The sequence below is a fragment of the Kitasatospora sp. NPDC127035 genome (assembly GCF_042726075.1).
GTDB lineage: Bacteria > Actinomycetota > Actinomycetes > Streptomycetales > Streptomycetaceae > Kitasatospora.
This window is the reverse complement of record NZ_JBHXDN010000006.1, coordinates 110738-128486: the sequence shown is the minus strand read 5'-3', so window position 1 is coordinate 128486 and position 17749 is coordinate 110738. Positions and strand designations below refer to the sequence as shown.

Sequence of the window (17749 nt, the reverse complement as noted above, 5' to 3'; positions counted from 1 at the left end):
GGGCGGAGTGGAACACGTTCCACCCGGTGGCGCGCGGGGTCCCGGGGCCGGCCGGCCCCGTACCGTCCAGTAGGGTCCGACGGCGAGCAGGACCCCCGCCACCCCCACCCCGCCGAGGAGCAGCACCATGTCCGACCTCCTGGAGACCGCGCGCCCCCGGCCCGAGGTGCTGACCGCGTTCGAGGGCGCGACCGGGTTCATGCCGGTGGACGAGGGCCTCGCGCTGTACGCCGCCGCCGTGACCGCCGCCCGCCGCACCGGCCTGCCGGTGCTGGAGATCGGCACCTACTGCGGCCGTTCGGCCGTCCTGCTGGCCGCCGCCGCCCGGGAGACCGGCACGGTCGCCCTGACCGTCGACCACCACCGGGGCTCCGAGGAGCAGCAGCCCGGCTGGGAGTACCACGACCCGACCCTGGTCGACCCGGAGGTCGGCCGGATGGACACCCTCCCCCGCTTCCGCAGGACCCTGCACGCGGCGGGTCTGGAGGACCACGTGGTGGCCCTGGTCGGGCGCTCCCCGCAGATCGCGGCCCTCTGGGGCGGGCGGCTCGGCCTGGTCTTCATCGACGGCGGCCACACCGACGAGCACGCCACCGGCGACTACGAGGGCTGGGCGCCCCACCTGGCGCCCGAGGGCCTGTTGGTGGTGCACGACGTCTTCCCGGACCCGGCCGACGGCGGCCAGGCCCCTTACCGGGTGTACCTGCGGGCACTCGCCGAAGGGTTCGAGGAGGTCTCGGTGACGGGATCGCTGCGGGTGCTGCGCCGCGCCGCCGCCTGAGTCGCCCGCCCTGATCTGCGGGCGGACCCGGCGGGTGCGGCCGGAGGGCCCGGGGAACGCGGACCGGAACGCGGGCGGGGAGCCCGGGCGGGGAACCCGCGGCGCGGCCGGGAATCGGCCGAGCCGTCCCACGGCCGATCACGGATGCTCTAACGTCGTGCCGGGGCTGTCGGGCGGGGGCGCGGACGGTACGGTGTCCGCGCGGTCGCGGGCGCCCGCGACCGCGGCACGGCCGCACGACACAGCAGAGCATCCGGGCAGACCGTGGGGGCTAGCGCAATGACGGACCAGCAGAACACCGCTCCGGCGGTCTGGGACCCGACCGCCCGCGGTGGCGCCGGCGGTTGGGTGCGCGGACCTCAGCAGCAGGCCGCACCCGCCGGCCCGCCCCCCACGCCGCCGGCAGGACCGCCCACCGGCCCCGTCGCTCCGGCCGGCCACCCCCAGCCGCCCGCCGCCCCGCAGCAGCAGCCCTCCGCCGGCGCCGTCGGCGACCAGGGACCGCCGCTGGGCGCCCGCCCGTACCTGGCCGCCGCCCCGGACCCCGCGCCCGGCTACGACGCCCCGACGGCCCGCATCCCCCTGCCGGTCCCGCCCCAGCCGGCCCCACCCCGGTCCGTGCCGCCGTACGGCACGCCGTACCAGCAGCCGCAGCAGCCCGGGCAGCAGCCGCCCCCGCCGCCGTACGGCCAGGGCCCCGGCGCCGCTCCGTACCCTGGCCAACCGCCGCAGGGCCACCCGCAGCACCACCCGCAGCCGGACTACGCGCCGAACTACGCGCAGCCGGGCTACCCCCCGCCGGACTACCCGACCGGCTACGAGGACGTCGACGACGAGGACGACCGCGGCGGCAAGCGCGCGCCGCTGCTGATCGCCTTCGCCCTGCTCTTCGTCCTGGCGCTGGGCGGCGGCATCCTCTGGGCCATCAGGGACGACGGTTCCACGACCGACCGGGCCGCCCCGTCCCCGACCTCCGCCACCGCCGACGGCGCCGCCCCGTCCGGGGCCCCCCAGCCGGCCCCGGCGCCCACCGGCGGCACCGGCGCACCGACCCCGACCGACACCCCCTCGGCGAGCGCGAGCGCGACCCCCAGCCCGACCGCCGGGGGCGGCCCGAACGCCCAGCCGCAGGCCAAGGCGCTGGACGAGCTGCTGACCCAGGGCGAGGGCGCGAAGGCGCCGATCGGCAGTGCGGTCGCGAAGGTGAGCAGCTGCCCGTCCAAGCCCGACATCGACGCCGCCGCCCAGGTGTTCGACAACGGCGCCAAGCAGCGCGACCAACTCCTCACCAAGCTGGCCGCGTTGAGCTTCACCGACCTGCCCGGCGGCGCGGAGGCGGTGCAGTCGCTGACGTCCGCCTGGCAGCTGTCCGCGGACGTCGACCGGGCGTACGCGAGCTGGGCCCGGGCGGTCGCCACCCAGGGCTGCTCGGGCACGGCCCCGAACACCGCCGACAAGAAGCGCGCGGACGAGCTCAACCCGCGGGCCACCCAGGCGAAGAAGGACTTCGTGGCGAAGTGGAAGACGATCGCCGACCAGTTCGGCCTGACCGTCCGGACCCAGGACCGGATCTGAACCACCCCGTACGGCACAGGAACAGGACCAGAACCACCCGTGACCCGCACCGCCCACGGCCCGTCCGGCCCCACCGACCCGGCTCCGCCCACCGACCCGGCTCCGCCCACCGGGCCGTCCGACCCTGCCGGGCCGGCTCGACCGACCGAACCGGCTCAACCGGCTCAACCGGCTCAACCGGCTCAACCGACCGGGCAGACCGGGCCCCGCAGGCGCTCCGCCCTGCTGCGCACCGTCACCGTGATCGGCGTGCTGGGCCCCCTCGGTCTGGCCGGCTGGCTGGGCTGGCAGGCGGTCGGCTCCCCCGACCGCGGCACGCACGCCTCGGCCCCGACCGCCCCGGCGACCGCCGCCCCGGCACCGGCCGGCGCCGCACCACCCGCTCCCGACGCGTCCGGCGCCACTCCGTTCGCCCCCGCGACGACCCCGGCCGTCACCGACGCCCCGGCGACGGCCCCGGCCGCCCCCGGCGCCCCCACCACCCCCGCGGCGGGCGCCGCCCCCGTCTCCTCCATCGCCCTCGCCGGCCGCACCGTCCTGCTCGACCCCGGCCACAACTCCGGCAACTTCTCGCACACCGCCGAGATCAACCGGCAGGTCGACATCGGCAACGCCCGCAAGGAGTGCGACACCACCGGCACCTCCACCAACGCCGGCTACACCGAGGCCGAGTACTCCCTCGACGTGGTCCGCCGGGCGCGTGCGATCCTCGCCGCACGGGGTGCGACGGTGGTGCTGGTCCACGACGGCGACCGCCCGTGGGGACCGTGCATCGACGAGCGCGCCAGGGCCGGCACCACCGCCCACGCCGACGCGGCCGTCTCGGTGCACGGCGACGGCGGCCCGGCGAGCGGCAGCGGGTTCCACGTGATCATGCCCGCCAAGGTGGTCGCCGGCCGGGCGGACACCTCGGCGATCGTCGCCCCCTCGCACCGGCTCGGCCTCCTGCTGCGCGACGGCTTCCGCGCCGCCACCGGCGAGCCCTACGCCGACTACACGGCGAGCCAGGGGCTGGACACCCGTTCGGATCTCGGCGGGCTCAATCTGTCGACCGTACCCAAGGTGTTCATCGAGTGCGGTAACATGCGCAACCCGACGGACGCCCGTCGAATGACGGACCCTCAGTGGCGCCAGCAGGCCGCCCAGGGGATCGCCGACGCGTTGACGACGTTTCTGACCACCCGGTAGGCGACGCCGCGAACAGCGCGGCGGCGACCCGGCAGGCAGCTCCCCGAGAACGCGCCGTGGAGCACACTGTGAGGTACGCCGCACAACAGGCGTCCTGAGGAGTCGACAGCCGGTGGGCGGGCCGGTGGACGGCAGGGGTCGGAACCGCGCAGTTTGCAACGACTTCGCCCCATTGCCGAGCCCGCCGTGCACCCGCCGGGCGGTTGGCCCTAGGCTTCTGGTCCGTTCGGGGTTTTCCGGCCGGTCAGCCGACCGCGTCGGGCGCCGACACGAAACCCGCCGACCACGACACACCAACGAGGGGAACGTTAGTGAATCTGCGCGCTCTCACCAAGGGAGACGCCGCCGTCGCAGGTGCGGCCGTCCTGCTCTTCATCGCATCCTTCCTGCCCTACTGGACCGTCGAGTGCAAGGGCAAGTACTGCGGCGACACCTCGACGAACGCCTGGGACAGCGTCCTGTTCCCCGTCCTGCCCTCGGTCTTCCTGCTCGGCCTCGTGGCCGCCGCCCTGATCCTGGTGCAGCGCTTCCAGGGCCAGGCCGCCGCCAACCGCCAGATCCTCGGCCTGCGGCTGGACCAGTGGGGCATCGCCTTCTCGGTGGCGGCGCTCTGGGCTGCGCTCTGGTCCCTCGGTGGCGGCCTGGAGGGCATCGGCCACGGCTTCGGCGCCTGGCTCGCCGTCATCGCGCTGATCGTGCTGGCCGGTGCGGCCGCCGGAGGTCAGCTGATCCCGGTGCTCAAGACCCCGCTGGTCAGCGACAAGCCGGCCGTGCAGCCCTACCCGGGCGGCGGCTACCCGACCCCGCAGGCGGGCCAGCCCGGCCAGCCCGTCGGCCACTACGGCTACCCGGGCCCCGGCCAGGACCCGAACCAGGCGCAGGCTCCGGCGTTCGGCGGCCAGCCCGGCGGCTACGGCTACCCGGCCGCGCAGGCGGGCCAGCCCGGCCAGCCGCTTCCGGGCCAGTCCCAGGCCGGTCAGCCGCAGGACCTCGCCGCCCAGCACGCGGCGCAGACCGAGCAGGCCCGGCCGGCGCAGGCCGCCGCCCAGCAGGCGCCCGCGTCCGACTTCGCGCCGTTCTGGTTCGCCGTCCCGGCGCCGCGCCAGCTGGCCCCGAAGGACAACCCGGTCGGCGCTCCGGTCGGCGACCTCGTCCCGGGCACCTGGTACCTGGCGGTCGAGCAGCGCGGCACCGCGCTGGTCGCCCAGCTCCAGGACGGCACCCAGGGCCTGCTGGTCGACACCGCCGGCATCCAGCGCGGCTGACCCGGCCGCACGCCCCGCGTGCGGCACGGGAACACCCCGCACGACACCGAAAGGGGCGGGACCGGCGCGATCCGGTCCCGCCCCTTCGGCATGTCGTCGGTCCGAGCACCGGCCGGGCCCCGGCCCGACTCAGGCCCCGGCCCCGAGGGGCTCAGGGCTCAGCAGCAGTCCTGGACCACCAGCCCGGTCGGCAGGTCGTCACCACCGAACACCGCCACCGTCGCCGGGTCCCCGCCCAGCGCCGCGACCGTCAGCAGCAGCGCGCCCGCCGTCCAGGTGGTGCGCTCCTCCGGCCAGATCGCGTCGTCCTCGAAGACGTACCCGGTCCAGTACGAGCCGTCGCTGTGCCGCAGGTGCTTCTGGATCCAGCGCAGGATGTCCACCGCGCGGTCGGACTCGCCGATCGCCCAGAGGGCCATGGCCAGTTCGGCACTCTCGCCGCCGGTCACCCAGGGGCGGTCGCTGACGCAGCGCACACCGAGGCCGGGCACGACGAACCGGTCCCAGTCCCGCTCGATCCGCTCCAGCGCGGCCGGGCCGCGCAGCGCGGTGCCGAGGACGGGGTAGTACCAGTCCATCGAGTAGCGGTCCTTGTCGAGGAACCGCTCGGGGTGGTGGGAGATGGCGTGCCGGAGCCGGCCGGCCGCGAGCTCCCAGTCGGGCTGCGGCTCCTCCAGGTAGTCGGCGACGGCCAGCCCGCAGCGGAGCGCGTGCAGGATGCTGGACGAACCGGTGAGCAGCGCCTCGCCTGCGGCCTCACCGTGCTCGTCGAGCCGCCAGGAGATCGGGCCGCCGGGAAGCCGCCGGGCGACGATGAAGTCGAGGGCCCGCCGGACGGTGGGCCAGATCCAGTCCAGGAAGGCGTCGTCACCGGTGGAGAGGTGGTGGTGCCAGACGCCGACGGCCACGTAGGCGCAGAAGTTGGTCTCCTTGGCGGCGTTGCACACCTCCCCGTCCGCGAAGCCGCCGGCGGCGGTCTCCGCACCCCCGGCGCCCTGGCCGTACGCGTAGGCGGCGTACCAGGAGCCGTCCGGGTTCTGGCGGGCGGCCAGCCAGCGGTAGGCGGCCTCGGCGGCGGCGTGCTCGCCCGCGGTGTCCAGGGCCATCGCGGCCTCGGTATGGTCCCACGGGTCGAGGTGGTGGCCGGTGAACCACGGTATGGCGCCGTCGGGTTGCTGCTCGGCGAGGATGCTGCGGACGGTGCCGGCGGCCTGCTCGGCGTCGAGCACGCCGTCGAGCAGCAGGACCTCGGGGACGGCGGCGGTCACTCCGAGCCGCCCGCCGCGCCCGCGCCCGTGTCCGTGTCCGTGTTCGCGCCCGCAGCGGCGGAGGCGGTCACGCCGGACCGGCGGGGCTTGGAGGCGTAGGCGACGAAGCTCTTGCCGATGACCGGGTTGAGCGCCCGCTCGGCGGCCTTGGTGAGGGTGCTGATCACCGGGGTGCCGACGATGTCCCAGACGAGCAGCTGGTGGTAGGCCTTGACCGGCAGCGCCTTGTCGTTGCCCACGCCGACCGCGCACTTGATCCACCAGTACGGCGAGTGCAGCGCGTGCGCGTGGTGGGTCCCGTACGGCTCCAGGCCGGCGTCCTTGAGCCTGCCGAGCAGTTCGTCGCCCCGGTAGATCCGGATGTGGCCGCCCTCGACCTCGTGGTACTCGTCGGACAGCGCCCAGCAGATCTTCTCGGGGAGCCAGCGCGGCACCGTGACGGCGAGCAGACCGCCGGGCTTGAGCACCCGGAACATCTCGTTGAGCACGCCCTTGTCGTCCGGGATGTGCTCCATCACCTCGGAGATGATGATCTTGTCGAAGTACTCGTCCTCGAAGGGCAGGGCCAGCGCGTTGCCCTCCACCGCGACCGCGGACGCGCCCTCGGGGGCCTCGCCGGCCTGCTCCATGGCGGCGAACCACTTCCTGACCTCGGCGATCTCCTCGGCGTTCTGGTCGAGGGCGATCACGTTGGCACCGCGCCGGTAGCACTCGAACGCATGCCGCCCCCCGCCGCAGCCCAGGTCGAGCACCCGGTCGCCGGGGGCGAGCGGGAAGCGCGAGAAATCAACGGTCAGCACTGCGGGCTCCCATTCCTTGGTAGGAAACGTTTCTGACGCCGAGTCAGAGATATCGCGTTGCACGAACCGGGCGGCCGTCGGGCGAACCCGCCGGCCGATCGGCCCACCCCCGGACCGGCCCACCCCCGAACCGGCTCGCCGACGGACCGGCTCACCGACGGAGACCGACCCGCCGCCGGACCGGCGGCCCGGCGGACCCGCCCGACGGCCGCCCGTCAGGCGACGTAGCGCCAGCCCGGACCGGACCGGGCGTTCCGGCCGGCCCCGGTGGCGATGGCCGCCCGGTAACCCTCGACGGTCAGCTCGGCGGCGCGCTCCCAGGTGAACCGTGCGAGCACCCGCTCGCGTCCGGCCGCACCGAGCGAGGCGCGCAGCGCCGGATCGTCCAGCAGCCGCCCGAGCGCCGCCGCCAGCGCGCCCGCGTCGCCCGGCGGCACCGCGAGGCAGGTCTCGCCGTCCGGGCCGGCCACCTCGGGGATCGCCCCGCCCGTGGTCGCGACCAGCGGCGTGCCGGTGGCCATCGCCTCGGCGGCGGGCAGCGAGAAGCCCTCGTACAGCGACGGCACGCAGGCCACCTCGGCCGAGCGGTAGAGGTCGACCAGCTCCCGGTCGGTCAGGCCGTGCCGGAACTCGATGTGCCGCTCCAGCCCGAACCGGCGCACCGCCTGGGCGATCGGCCCGTCCCCCTTCTGCGGCTTGCCGACCACGACCAGGTGCGCGTCCCGCTCGGTGCGGACCTTGCCCAGCGCCTCGACCAGGTGCACCAGGCCCTTCAGCGGCACGTCGGCGCTGGAGGTGGTGACGATCCGCCCGGGCACCCGGTCCACCGTCGCCGACGGGGACCAGAGGCGGGTGTCGGCGCCGATCGGCACCACCGAGACGGCGCCCGGCACGGCGCCCAGGTGCTCGGCGATCTCACGCTTCGAGGTGCCGGAGACGGTGATGATGTGGTCCAGCCTGGCGGCGACCCGGCGCTGCATCCGGGTGAAGGCGTACCAGCGGCGCAGCGACAGCCGCCTGATCCTGCTGGTGGCCGCCTCCAGCTCGACCCGTCGGTCGACGGTGATCGGGTGGTGGATCGTGGTGACCAGCGGGAAGCCGTGCCGGGCCAGCCCGAGCAGGCCGTAGCCGAGCGTCTGGTTGTCGTGCACGACGTCGTAGCGGCCGCGGTGCCGGGCCAGGTACTGGCGGGCGCGCAGCGAGAAGGTCAGCGGCTCGGGGAACCCGCCGGTGCGCATGGTGGCGTACTCCAGGAGGTCCACCGGCCCCCGGTACTCGTCCAGCGCCGGGGTGCGGAACGGGTCGTCCGTCCGGTACAGGTCCAGGCTGGGCAGCTCGACCAGGCGGACCGAACCGGGCCCCTCGACCTCGTCCAGCACGGGGTAGGGCTGGGCGCCGATCACGTCGACGTGGTGGCCTAGGCGGGCCAGTTCGCGGGACAGGTGCCGCACGTACACGCCCTGGCCACCGCAGAACGGGTCGCCCCGGTACGAGAGCAGGGCAATCCGCAGCGGTTGCGCGGTCATCGTCGGCCCTCGTCTCTGCTGCTGTCGGTGCTGCCGGTCGCTAAAGTAGATCAGGTTTCAGTGTGGTGTGGAGTTCGCCGGAAACCAGGTGAACAATGAGAGACCTCGAAGATACCGGCCCGTAGCTTCCACTCAGGAGCCAGGGCTGGTGATTCACGCCACGCCCGAGCACCATGCCCGAGCAGCCCGCCCGAACAGTCGCCCGAGCGGCCGTGGAAGCGGACGCCCGGGCACTGCCCGGACACCGCCCGGAGCCGCCGGGCACCGCCGGAGCAGCCCGTCACTCTCGCGCCCCGGGAGCCCCCTTGCCGTCGTCCGCCATGCCTCCGCCCACGTCCACCGCCCCCGCCGCCCCCGCTCTGCCGACCGTCACGCCGCCCGGTGCGCCGCCTGCCGCACCGGTCTCCGACGTGCCCGCGACCGCCGCCGGCCCGACACCGCCGCTCACCGCCCGGCAGGCCGAACGGCGCCGCCGGATCCTGCGCACCGCGACCGCGCTGGCGGCCCGCGGCGGGTACGAGGCGGTCCAGATGCGGGAGGTCGCGGAGGGCGCCCAGGTGGCGCTCGGCACGCTGTACCGGTACTTCCCGTCCAAGGTGCACCTGCTGGTGGCGGTCATGCTGGAGCAGTTGCGCGGCCTCCAGGAGCAGGTCCGACGGCACCCGCCGGCCGAGCGCGAACCCGCCCCGCGGGTCGCCGAGGCGCTCACCCGGGCGTTCCACGCCCTCCAGCGCGAACCGCTGCTCGCGGAGGCCATGGTCCGCGCGCTCTCCTTCGCCGACCGCTCCGTGAGCGCCGAGGTCGACCAGGTCTCGGTCGCCACCGGCCGGCTGATCCTGGATGCCATCGGCCAGTCCGAACCACCGACCGAGGCCCAGCGCGCGGCCGTCCGGGTGATCGAGCACACCTGGCACGCCGCGCTCGTCGCCTGGCTCTCCGGCCGCGCCTCGATCGCCGAGGTCCGCGCCGACCTGCACACGGCGGCCCGGCTGCTCACCCTGCCCTGAGGGCTCGGCGCCCCGCCCCGGGGCGGCCCCCGCTCCACCCGCCCCCTCCACCCTCATGCCCCTCCGCACACCCTCCCTTCACGCTCCCCCTCCGCCGCCTCCTCGTTCTCCGCCCGCTCTCCCCCCACGCCCCCTCCACCCCCTCCAGGACTGGAACGTGTTCTCGCCCCGCCGGATCCACCCCGCCCGGCGCGGCGGCTAAAGTCGGCATGCAGGACAATTCCATCCCGTTTCTCCTCCGGGGAAAGCCGGTGCGAATCCGGCACTGACCCCGCAACCGTGAGCCCGGCACCACGCCTGCCGGGCGAGTCGGAGCGCCCGGGGAGAGGCGAGCGGCCCAGCCGGGCGGACCACCGCCGGGCACCGTCGAGGGCTACGGAACGGCCTGTCCAGGCCGACACCGCTCACCGAAAGGCACACCTCCCACCATGCTCACCGCCGCCCGCCTGGGCGCTGCCGCCCTGACCGCCGCGCTGCTCACCGGCACCGCCGCCGCCCCGGCGCTCGCCGACACCCCCACCCCCGGCGCCGGTGCCACCGCGCTCCCCGAGGGCCTGTACGGCAAGGGCGACCCGACCTACGACGCGGTGTGGCGGCAGTCGCTCTCGCTCACCGCGCTCGCCGCCGCGAAGGTGACCCCGGCCGACTCCGCCGTCTCCTGGCTCACCGGCCGGCAGTGCGCCGACGGCGGCTGGCTCTCCTACCGGGCCGACGTCTCGGCCGCCTGCGACCCCACGCAGGCGGACAGCAACGCGACCGCCGCGGCGATCCAGGCGCTGGTCGCCCTCGGCGGGCACCAGGACGCCGTCGACAAGGGCGTCCAGTGGCTCAAGGCCAACCAGAACGCGGACGGCACCTGGGCCTACAACCCCGGCAACCCCGGGGACGCCAACTCCACCGGCCTCGCCGTGAACGCCCTGTTCGCCGCCAAGGCCGACCCGGCCGGGGTCGCCAAGGCCGGCAGGAACGCCTTCGACGGACTGGCGACCTTCCAGCTCGGCTGCGCCGCCCCCGCCGACCAGCGCGGCGCCTTCGTCTACCAGTCCGCCCCGGACGCCGCGGGCGAGGCGAACGCCCTGGCCACCGGCCAGGCCTCGCTCGCCGCGGCCGGCGGGAAGCTCCCGGTCACCAACACCAACCGGACCGACGCCGCCCCCAAGCCCCTCACCTGCACCGACGGCGCCACGGCCGCGCCCGTGCCGCGCGCCGACTCGGGCGAGGCGGTGGCCGCCTACCTGACCACGCAGCTCGCGTCCGACGGGCAGCACCTGATGCTGAAGCTGGCCGGCGCGACGCCGACGCCCGACTACACCGCCACCGCCTGGGCGGTGCTCGGCCTGGTCCAGGGCGGGCACCCGCAGCAGGCCGCCGGTGCGGTGGACTGGCTGGCGAAGGAGGGCGGCACCTGGACCAAGGGCGGTACCGACGCCGCCGCCACCGCCACGCTGCTGCTGGTCGCGCAGGCGGCGCAGCGCGACCCGGCGACGTTCGGCGGGAGCGACCTGGTCGCCCAGCTGACCGCCCTCGGCCCGGCTCCCAAGGCCGTCGCCGCGAACGGGTCGCCCACCGCGTCCGCGTCCGAGACCGCGAAGAAGGACGACGGCGGCGGACTCAGCACGTACTGGGTGCTCGGCATCGGCCTGCTCATCGGCATCGGCGGCGGCCTGCTGCTGAGCCTCCAGCGCAAGCGCGGCGCCAGGCCGTGACCGACCCCGCCCCGTTGGCCGGCCACCCCCGGGTGGCCGGCTCCTCCCCGTCACCGGATGCGCCCGGCTCGGGTGCGTCCGGCTCGGGTGCGTCCGGCGACGCGGGCGGCCCCGCTGCCGGGCTCTCGGCCGCCGAGCGACGACGGCGGTGCTGGCGGCGGGTGGCGCCCGCGGCCGTCCGGTTCCTCGCCGGGCTGGTTACCGGAGTGCTGATCCTGCTGGTGCTCGGAGCGGCTCCCGCACAGGCGGCCGGGTACCGGTACTGGTCGTTCTGGAAGTGGTCCGGCAGCGGTTGGGCCTACCAGCAGCAGGGGCCCGCCGTGCACGTCCCGCCGGACGGCGCCGTCGAGGGCTGGCGGTTCGCCGTCAGCCCGGACGGCGGCCAGGAGGCCGCGCGACCCGGCACCCCGGGGGACTTCGCGGCCGTCTGCGGGGCGACCCCGGAGCAGAGCGGGCGCAAGCGGGTCGCCGTAGTGCTGGACTTCGGCACCCCCGCCGACGCACCCGCACGCGAGACCCCGCCCGAACCGCGCGCCGCCTGCGCCGTCGTCAGCGCCCGGGCCACCTCGGCGGAGGTGCTGGCCACCGTCGCACCGCCGCTGCGGTACGACGGCAACGGGCTGCTCTGCGCCATCGCCGGCTACCCGCGGACCGGCTGCGGCGAGCAACTCGGCAACGCCGACCGGCCGTCCGCCGCCGGCACCACGCCGGTCGGCGGGTCCGGGAACGCAGCCGGAAGCGGCTCCGGGACCGACTCGCACGACGACGCCTCGTCCGGCATCGGCGGCCCCGACCTCGGCGTGATCGCCGGCGTCGCCCTCATCGCCCTCCTCGTGGCGGGCGCCGTCCACCGGACGCGCCGCCGCCGATGAGGACGACGGCCGTCCGCGCACCGGGTCACCGCCGCCCCGCCCCGTAGACCGACCGACGTCCGTCGACCAGACCGGAGCGGACCGGACCGACCCGCCGACCCGCCGACCCGCCGACCCGTCGACCCGCCCGGACCGTCCCACCCCGCCCCGGCTCCCCCGACCCCCGCTCCCCAGGACCCCACCGTGCCCACACCCCGTGCCGCCCGCCGCCGACCGGCGCCAGGCCCCCGCCAACTGCACCCCGGGGCCTGGTGGCTGTGGGCACTCGGCCTGGGCGCCGCCGCCACCCGGACCACCAACCCCCTCCTCCTGCTCCTCCTCGCCGCCGTCGCCGGCTACGTGGTCGCCGCCCGCCGCACCGACGCGCCGTGGTCGCGCTCCTACGGCACGTTCCTCCGCCTCGGCCTCCTCGTGCTCGGCATCCGCCTCGTCTTCGCCGTCCTCCTCGGTTCGCCGGTCCCCGGCACCCACGTCCTGTTCACCCTCCCCGAAGTGCCCCTTCCCGCCTGGGCGCAGGGGGTGCGGATCGGCGGCCGGGTCACCGCCGAGGGACTCCTCGCCGCGCTGTACGACGGGCTCCGGCTGGCCACCCTGCTGGTGTGCGTCGGCGCCGCCAACGCCCTGGCCAGCCCGGCCCGTCTGCTGCGCACCCTCCCCGGTGCGCTCTACGAGGCGGGCGTGGCCGTCGTGGTGGCGATGACCTTCGCGCCGAACCTGGTCGCCGACATCCAACGACTGCGCGCCGCCCGCCGTCTGCGCGGGCGCAGCGACCGCGGGGTCGCCGCCGTCCTGAGCGTCGGACTGCCCGTCCTGGAGGGGGCGTTGGAGCGTTCGGTGGCGCTGGCCGCCGCGATGGACACCCGCGGGTTCGGCCGCACCGCCGACGTTCCGCGCAGGCTGGCCCGGGCCACGGCCGCACTCACCCTGGCCGGGCTGCTCGGCATCTGCCTCGCCGCGTACGGGCTGCTGACGGCGGGCGGCGCCGGCTGGGCGGCGCCCGTGCTCCTCCTCGGCCTGGCCGCCGCCTTCACCGGACTCCTGCTGGGCAGCCGGCGCTCCGTCCGGACCCGCTACCGCCCGGACCCGTGGGCGCTGCCCGAGTGGCTGACCGCCGGATCGGGCACGGCCGTGGCCGCGTTGACGACGTGGCTCGCCGCCGGCTACCCGGCCGCCTTCGCACCCACCGTGGTGCCGCCGACCGTCCCCGTCCTGCCGCTGACCGCCGTCCTGGCCGTCCTGGTCGGTCTGGTGCCGGCGTTCGTCACCCCGGTGCCCCGCCCCACCACGGTGACCCGCCCGGCCGGCGCGGACACCGGCCCGCCGCCGGATCCCGGACCGGACACCGGGGCCCGCACCCGCACCGGCACCGGCACCGGCACCGGCACCGGCACCGACCCGAACGACGCACCGACCCCGCCCCGGAGGGCCTCGTGATCACCTTCGAGCAGGTCACCGTCCAGTACTCCGACACCGACGCGCCCGCGCTCAGCGGCGTCGACCTGACCGTTCCCGAGGGCGAACTCTGCCTTCTGGTGGGCCCGTCGGGTTCCGGCAAGTCCACCCTGCTGGGTGCGGTCAGCGGCCTCGTCCCGCACTTCACCGGCGGCGTGCTGCACGGCCGGGTCACCGTCGGCGGGCGCGACACCCGCGAGCACCGCCCCCGCGAACTCGCCGACCTGGTCGGCACCGTGGGCCAGGACCCGCTGGCGCACTTCGTCACCGACACCGTCGAGGACGAACTCGCCTACGGCATGGAGTCGCTGGGCCTCCCTCCGGACGTGATGCGGCGGCGCGTCGAGGAGACCCTCGACCTGCTCGGCCTCGCCGGCCTGCGCGACCGGGCGCTCACCTCGCTCTCCGGCGGCCAGCAACAACGCGTCGCCATCGGCTCGGTGCTCACCGTCCACCCGCGCGTACTGGTCCTGGACGAGCCCACCTCCGCACTGGACCCGAGCGCCGCCGAGGAGGTACTGGCCGTGCTCCAGCGGCTGGTCCACGACCTGGGCACCACCGTGCTGATGGCCGAGCACCGGCTGGAGCGCGTGGTCCAGTACGCCGACCAGGTCCTGTTGCTGACCCCCGGCGCGCCGCCCGTTCTCGGCGAACCCGCCGAGGTGATGGCGCACTCGCCGGTCCACCCGCCGGTGGTCGGACTCGGCCGGCTGGCCGGCTGGCACCCGCTCCCGCTGTCCGTCCGCGACGCCCGCCGCCGGGCCGCCGGCCTCCGCACCCGCCTGGACGGCCACCACCCCACCGGATCCCCCGCCCCCCTCGGCACGGTCCTGGCCGAGGCCGGCCACCTGGCCGTCCGTCGCGGCTCCGTCCCGGCGCTGCGCGGCGTCGACCTCGCCCTCCACGCGGGCGAGATCACCGCCCTGATGGGGCGCAACGGCGCGGGCAAGTCCACCCTGCTCGGCGCCCTGGTCGGCCTGCACGCGCCGGCCTCCGGCACCGTGACGGTCGGTGGCCGCACCCCGCACCGCACCCGGCCCGCCGACCTGATCCGCCACGTCGGCCTCGTCCCGCAGGACCCGCGCGACCTGCTGTACGGGGAGAGCGTCGCCGCCGAGTGCGCCGCCGCCGACGGCGACGCGGGCGCCGAACCCGGCACCTGCCGCGCCCTCGTCGAACGCCTGCTGCCCGGCCTCGCCGGCGCCGCCCACCCCCGCGACCTCTCCGAGGGCCAGCGCCTCACCCTGGCCCTGGCCGTGGTGCTCACCGCCCGCCCGCCGCTCATCCTCCTGGACGAACCCACCCGGGGCCTGGACTACGCGGCCAAGGCCCGGCTCGTCGAGATCCTGCGCGCCCTGGCCGCCGACGGCCACGCCGTCCTCCTCGCCACCCACGACGTCGAGCTGGCCGCCGAACTCGCCCACCGCACGGCCATCCTGGCCGAGGGCGAGATCGTCGCGGACGGCCCGACGCCCGAAGTCGTACTCGGTTCACCGGCGTTCGCCCCGCAGGTCGCCAAGGTGCTCGCTCCGGGCCCTTGGCTCACCGTCCCCCAGGTCGCCCGCGCCCTCGCCGAGGTCGCGGAATGAGCAAGAACGGCCTGAACCGTCCCGTCCCGCTCGGTCGTCGCTCGATCACGGCCCTCCTCCTCACCTCGCTGGTCGGGGTGGCCGCGTTCGGGTGGCCGCTGCTCGCCTCCGCCGAATCGGCCCTGGTCGGCCACTCCACCGACGCCCCTTGGCTGTTCGCCCTGCTCCTCCCGCTGCTCCTCGCCGTCGTCGTCGCCCAGATCTCCGAGGGCCGCACGGCGGGCGGCGGCGCCCCCGGCCTGGACGCGAAGGCGGTCGCCCTGCTGGGCGTGCTGGCCGCCGCCGGCGCCGCCCTGCGACCGCTCGGGGCGGGCACGGCCGGGCTGGAGCCGATGTTCTTCCTGATGGTGCTCGCCGGACGGGTCCTCGGTCCGGGCTTCGGCTTCGTGCTCGGCGCGCTCTCGATGTTCGCCTCCGCCCTGCTGACCGGCGGGGTGGGGCCCTGGTTGCCGTTCCAGATGCTCGCCATGGGCTGGGTGAGCCTCGGCGCGGGGCTCCTCCCGGGCCCGGACCGCGTGCGCGGCCGGCGCGAGCTCGTCATGCTCGCCGTCTACGGGGCGGGGGCGTCCCTCCTCTACGGCATGATCATGAACCTCCAGGGCTGGCCCTACATCGCCGGGCTCGCGAGCTCGATCTCCTTCGTCCCGGGCGATCCGCTCTCCGACAACCTGGTCCGGTTCGCCGTCTACTGCCTCACCACCTCGCTCGGGTGGGACCTCCCCCGCGCCGTTCTCACCGTCACCCTCTGCCTCACCCTCGGCACCCCCGTCCTGCGCGCCCTGCGCCGGGCCACCCGCCGCGCAGCCTTCGCCGCCCCGGTCGCCTTCCACCCGCCGCGGGAGGACTGACGGCGGCGCCCCAGGGCATCGGGGTTCTCCCGGGGGCGGATCCGCGCTACCGGGAGCCGCGGCAACCGGCGCAGAGCTTCCCCGCTCCGCCGACATGACGCCCGCACATGCCGCCCCGCCCCGGACACTCGTGGTGCCGCCTCTGACCCGGGACCACGGCCACCCCGACACCCGCCGTCCGCAGGCCCGTTGAGACCGGCGAGACCGGCGGGACCGGCGGGACACCCAGCAACCGGGCGCCGAGGATCGCCCCGACGCTGCGGGTGACCTTCTCCGGCAGCGGGGCGGACAGGATGCCCGCCAGGGCGTCCGGCGCCCAGCCGCCCGCCAGCAGGCCCTCCACCCGGGCGGCCTGGTCCGTCAACGGCTTCCCCGCCAGCGCCAACCGCGGATCCCGGCGGCCGAGTTCGATCAACAGGCCCAGGCCCTCGGTCCTCCGGGGCGGCGCCGCGACCGGCCTGCCCGTCCCGGACGGAAGGACGGAAGGCTTCCCGGCTTCCTTCTCCCTCGTCGTCCTTGCCTTCGGGGAAGGGCCTCCCGCCTTCCCGGCACCTGCCGCACCGGCTCCGGCGGGCCCGGCGGCCGGGGACGCGGGAACCGGCGGCACCGTGTGAACGGCCTTTCCCACCACCGGGACTTCGTGCACCGAGACCAGCGTCCGGACCCGGCCCGAAAGGGGATCGCGCGAGGTCCGGCGGACGTAGTGCCCGGCCTCCTCCAACTCGCGCAACGCCCGGGCCACCGTCGCCCGGCCCTCGACGCTCTTCGCGGCCAGGGTCCGGACGTCCTCCCGCGCCCCGTCGGGCAGGCTGAGGAGGTACCCGAGCAGCCCACGGGCCGCCCAGCTCAGCGAGTGCTTGCGCACGACATGCCCGTTGTCGAGGATCGTGTACCCGGGCGCGTGCTTGGGGATACGATTGATCTGCATCGTGGAGCGCTTTCTCCTGGTGCCGTTCCCCGGGGTGTTGGCGCACCGCCGGGGTTTTCCTTGGAACGCTGCTGCTGAGCGCAATGATCACGCTAATCCAGCAGACCGCCCCGGAAACCCCATCCGGATCACCCGATCGGGCGGCGCACGCGCACTCACCCCGGCGCACGCCGACACCCCACAACGCGCCCTGCCCCGGCACCGACCGGCTCGACACGCACCTCGCCCGCAGCCGCGAAGCGGGACCCGACGACGGTGCGCCCCGGACGAACCGTCCGGGGCGCACCGTCAGGAGCAGCCGGCCTCAGACCTTCGGGGCGGCGGACTGCACCACGTCGAAGGACCACAGGGTGGAGCCGCTGGCGGCCGGGCGCTGCGGGGCCTCGCCCTCGGCGGCCGGCGGGCCCTGGCGGTGGGCCGCCTGCATGGGCCCGGCGAGCCAGGCCTGGAAGGACTCCTCGTCGCGCCAGCGGGTGTAGACGAGGTACTGGTCGGTGCCCTCGACCGGGCGGAGCAGCTCGAAGTACTCGAAGCCGTCCGAGTTCTCCACCGCACCGGCCCGGGCGGCGAAGCGCTTCTCCAGCACCTCCCGCTGCTCAGCGGGGACGGTCAGGACATTGATCTTGACGACGGACACGCCGTACCTCCTCGTCCGCCCGCCCCCGACGCAAGGTCGGGGTGCGGGCCCTGTTCACTGAGAAGGCAGTCTGCTACACCTCACGCGGACGAAGCGTCGCAGGTCAGGCGATCCACGGCGGGACGACGCGGTCGCCGGTTCGGCGCGCACCACCGGTCTTGTCTCCATGGATCGCCGACGAGCAGCGGCCCGTGCCCGTCCGGCCTTCACCGGCCGGACGGGGTCTTCTGTCGCCTCAGGGGAATATTCGAGAATCAACGCCGTCCTCGGACCGATTCCACGGCATCCTGATTCGGCCTGACCGACA

Annotated in this window: 15 protein-coding genes and 1 riboswitch; of the genes, 10 read left to right on the top strand and 5 right to left on the bottom strand. The window is 75.7% G+C overall.

Translation table 11 applies throughout. From position 1 onward, the window contains the following. The first annotated feature begins 127 nt into the window (after nucleotides 1-127). From ACFWIC_RS05665 to ACFWIC_RS05650, 4 genes are all read left to right on the top strand, one after another. Complete coding sequence (locus ACFWIC_RS05665) at nucleotides 128-781, top strand: class I SAM-dependent methyltransferase (protein ID WP_329878862.1); 654 nt, start codon at nucleotides 128-130, stop codon at nucleotides 779-781. A gap of 279 nt (nucleotides 782-1060) precedes the next feature. Then, nucleotides 1061-2356 carry a hypothetical protein gene (locus ACFWIC_RS05660; RefSeq protein ID WP_380516105.1) on the top strand — a complete coding sequence of 432 codons (1296 nt, stop codon included), beginning with the start codon at nucleotides 1061-1063 and terminating at the stop codon, nucleotides 2354-2356. Between the two features lie 249 nt (nucleotides 2357-2605). Beyond that, entirely contained in the window at nucleotides 2606-3544 is a 939-nt protein-coding gene (locus tag ACFWIC_RS05655; protein WP_380516103.1) for an N-acetylmuramoyl-L-alanine amidase, read from the top strand. Nucleotides 3545-3855: 311 nt separating this feature from the next. After that, a complete protein-coding gene (locus ACFWIC_RS05650; protein WP_380516100.1) occupies nucleotides 3856-4809 on the top strand; it encodes a hypothetical protein in 954 nt (317 codons plus the stop codon). A 158-nt stretch (nucleotides 4810-4967) separates the two neighbouring features. Here the strand turns inward: ACFWIC_RS05650 and ACFWIC_RS05645 are convergent, their stop codons facing one another. The 3 genes from ACFWIC_RS05645 to ACFWIC_RS05635 all read right to left on the bottom strand — a co-directional run bounded on the left by ACFWIC_RS05645 (nucleotide 4968) and on the right by ACFWIC_RS05635 (nucleotide 8403). Beyond that, nucleotides 4968-6077, bottom strand: coding sequence for a prenyltransferase (locus ACFWIC_RS05645; protein ID WP_380516097.1), 1110 nt, complete (start codon nucleotides 6075-6077; stop codon nucleotides 4968-4970). Continuing rightward, the gene (locus ACFWIC_RS05640) at nucleotides 6074-6877 is read right to left on the bottom strand and encodes a methyltransferase domain-containing protein (protein ID WP_380354181.1); all 804 of its coding nucleotides are present in this window, start codon (nucleotides 6875-6877) and stop codon (nucleotides 6074-6076) included. The genes ACFWIC_RS05645 and ACFWIC_RS05640 overlap by 4 nt, the downstream gene beginning before the upstream one ends. 215 nt (nucleotides 6878-7092) lie before the next feature. Next, nucleotides 7093-8403: a glycosyltransferase family 4 protein gene (locus ACFWIC_RS05635; protein ID WP_380516094.1), complete on the bottom strand. Its 1311-nt coding sequence runs from the start codon at nucleotides 8401-8403 to the stop codon at nucleotides 7093-7095. A 320-nt stretch (nucleotides 8404-8723) separates the two neighbouring features. Here ACFWIC_RS05635 and ACFWIC_RS05630 point away from each other — a divergent pair, with 320 nt between their 5' ends. The 6 genes from ACFWIC_RS05630 (at nucleotide 8724) to ACFWIC_RS05605 (ending at nucleotide 15877) form a co-directional block, all read left to right on the top strand. Continuing rightward, entirely contained in the window at nucleotides 8724-9410 is a 687-nt protein-coding gene (locus ACFWIC_RS05630) for a TetR family transcriptional regulator (protein WP_380516091.1), read from the top strand. Nucleotides 9411-9657: 247 nt separating this feature from the next. Then, a riboswitch (cobalamin riboswitch) is annotated at nucleotides 9658-9724 on the top strand. 114 nt (nucleotides 9725-9838) lie between these two features. Then, the gene (locus tag ACFWIC_RS05625) at nucleotides 9839-11116 is read left to right on the top strand and encodes a prenyltransferase/squalene oxidase repeat-containing protein (protein ID WP_380516088.1); all 1278 of its coding nucleotides are present in this window, start codon (nucleotides 9839-9841) and stop codon (nucleotides 11114-11116) included. Nucleotides 11117-11277: 161 nt separating this feature from the next. After that, nucleotides 11278-11988: an SCO2322 family protein gene (locus ACFWIC_RS05620; RefSeq protein WP_380516332.1), complete on the top strand. Its 711-nt coding sequence runs from the start codon at nucleotides 11278-11280 to the stop codon at nucleotides 11986-11988. 183 nt (nucleotides 11989-12171) lie between these two features. After that, the gene (locus ACFWIC_RS05615; RefSeq protein WP_380516086.1) at nucleotides 12172-13422 is read left to right on the top strand and encodes a CbiQ family ECF transporter T component; all 1251 of its coding nucleotides are present in this window, start codon (nucleotides 12172-12174) and stop codon (nucleotides 13420-13422) included. Continuing rightward, entirely contained in the window at nucleotides 13419-15029 is a 1611-nt protein-coding gene (locus ACFWIC_RS05610; protein WP_380516083.1) for an ABC transporter ATP-binding protein, read from the top strand. Before ACFWIC_RS05615 ends, ACFWIC_RS05610 begins: the two co-directional genes overlap by 4 nt. After that, nucleotides 15026-15877, top strand: coding sequence for an ECF transporter S component (locus tag ACFWIC_RS05605; RefSeq protein ID WP_355406457.1), 852 nt, complete (start codon nucleotides 15026-15028; stop codon nucleotides 15875-15877). The genes ACFWIC_RS05610 and ACFWIC_RS05605 overlap by 4 nt, the downstream gene beginning before the upstream one ends. 46 nt (nucleotides 15878-15923) lie before the next feature. Here the strand turns inward: ACFWIC_RS05605 and ACFWIC_RS05600 are convergent, their stop codons facing one another. After that, nucleotides 15924-16805, bottom strand: coding sequence for a helix-turn-helix domain-containing protein (locus ACFWIC_RS05600; protein WP_380516080.1), 882 nt, complete (start codon nucleotides 16803-16805; stop codon nucleotides 15924-15926). A gap of 304 nt (nucleotides 16806-17109) precedes the next feature. Then, on the bottom strand, nucleotides 17110-17442 hold the full coding sequence (locus ACFWIC_RS05595; RefSeq protein ID WP_380354159.1) for an antibiotic biosynthesis monooxygenase family protein: 333 nt from the start codon (nucleotides 17440-17442) through the stop codon (nucleotides 17110-17112). Nucleotides 17443-17749: the final 307 nt, after the last annotated feature.

Bases quoted from the DNA above. Each gene is read 5' to 3' on its own strand.
- ACFWIC_RS05665 (WP_329878862.1), top strand. From the start codon at position 128: ATGTCCGACCTCCTGGAGACCGCGCGCCCCCGGCCCGAGGTGCTGACC.
- ACFWIC_RS05660 (WP_380516105.1), top strand. From the start codon at position 1,061: ATGACGGACCAGCAGAACACCGCTCCGGCGGTCTGGGACCCGACCGCC.
- ACFWIC_RS05635 (WP_380516094.1), bottom strand. From the start codon at position 8,403: ATGACCGCGCAACCGCTGCGGATTGCCCTGCTCTCGTACCGGGGCGAC.
- ACFWIC_RS05630 (WP_380516091.1), top strand. From the start codon at position 8,724: ATGCCTCCGCCCACGTCCACCGCCCCCGCCGCCCCCGCTCTGCCGACC.
- ACFWIC_RS05625 (WP_380516088.1), top strand. From the start codon at position 9,839: ATGCTCACCGCCGCCCGCCTGGGCGCTGCCGCCCTGACCGCCGCGCTG.
- ACFWIC_RS05605 (WP_355406457.1), top strand. From the start codon at position 15,026: ATGAGCAAGAACGGCCTGAACCGTCCCGTCCCGCTCGGTCGTCGCTCG.
- ACFWIC_RS05600 (WP_380516080.1), bottom strand. From the start codon at position 16,805: ATGCAGATCAATCGTATCCCCAAGCACGCGCCCGGGTACACGATCCTC.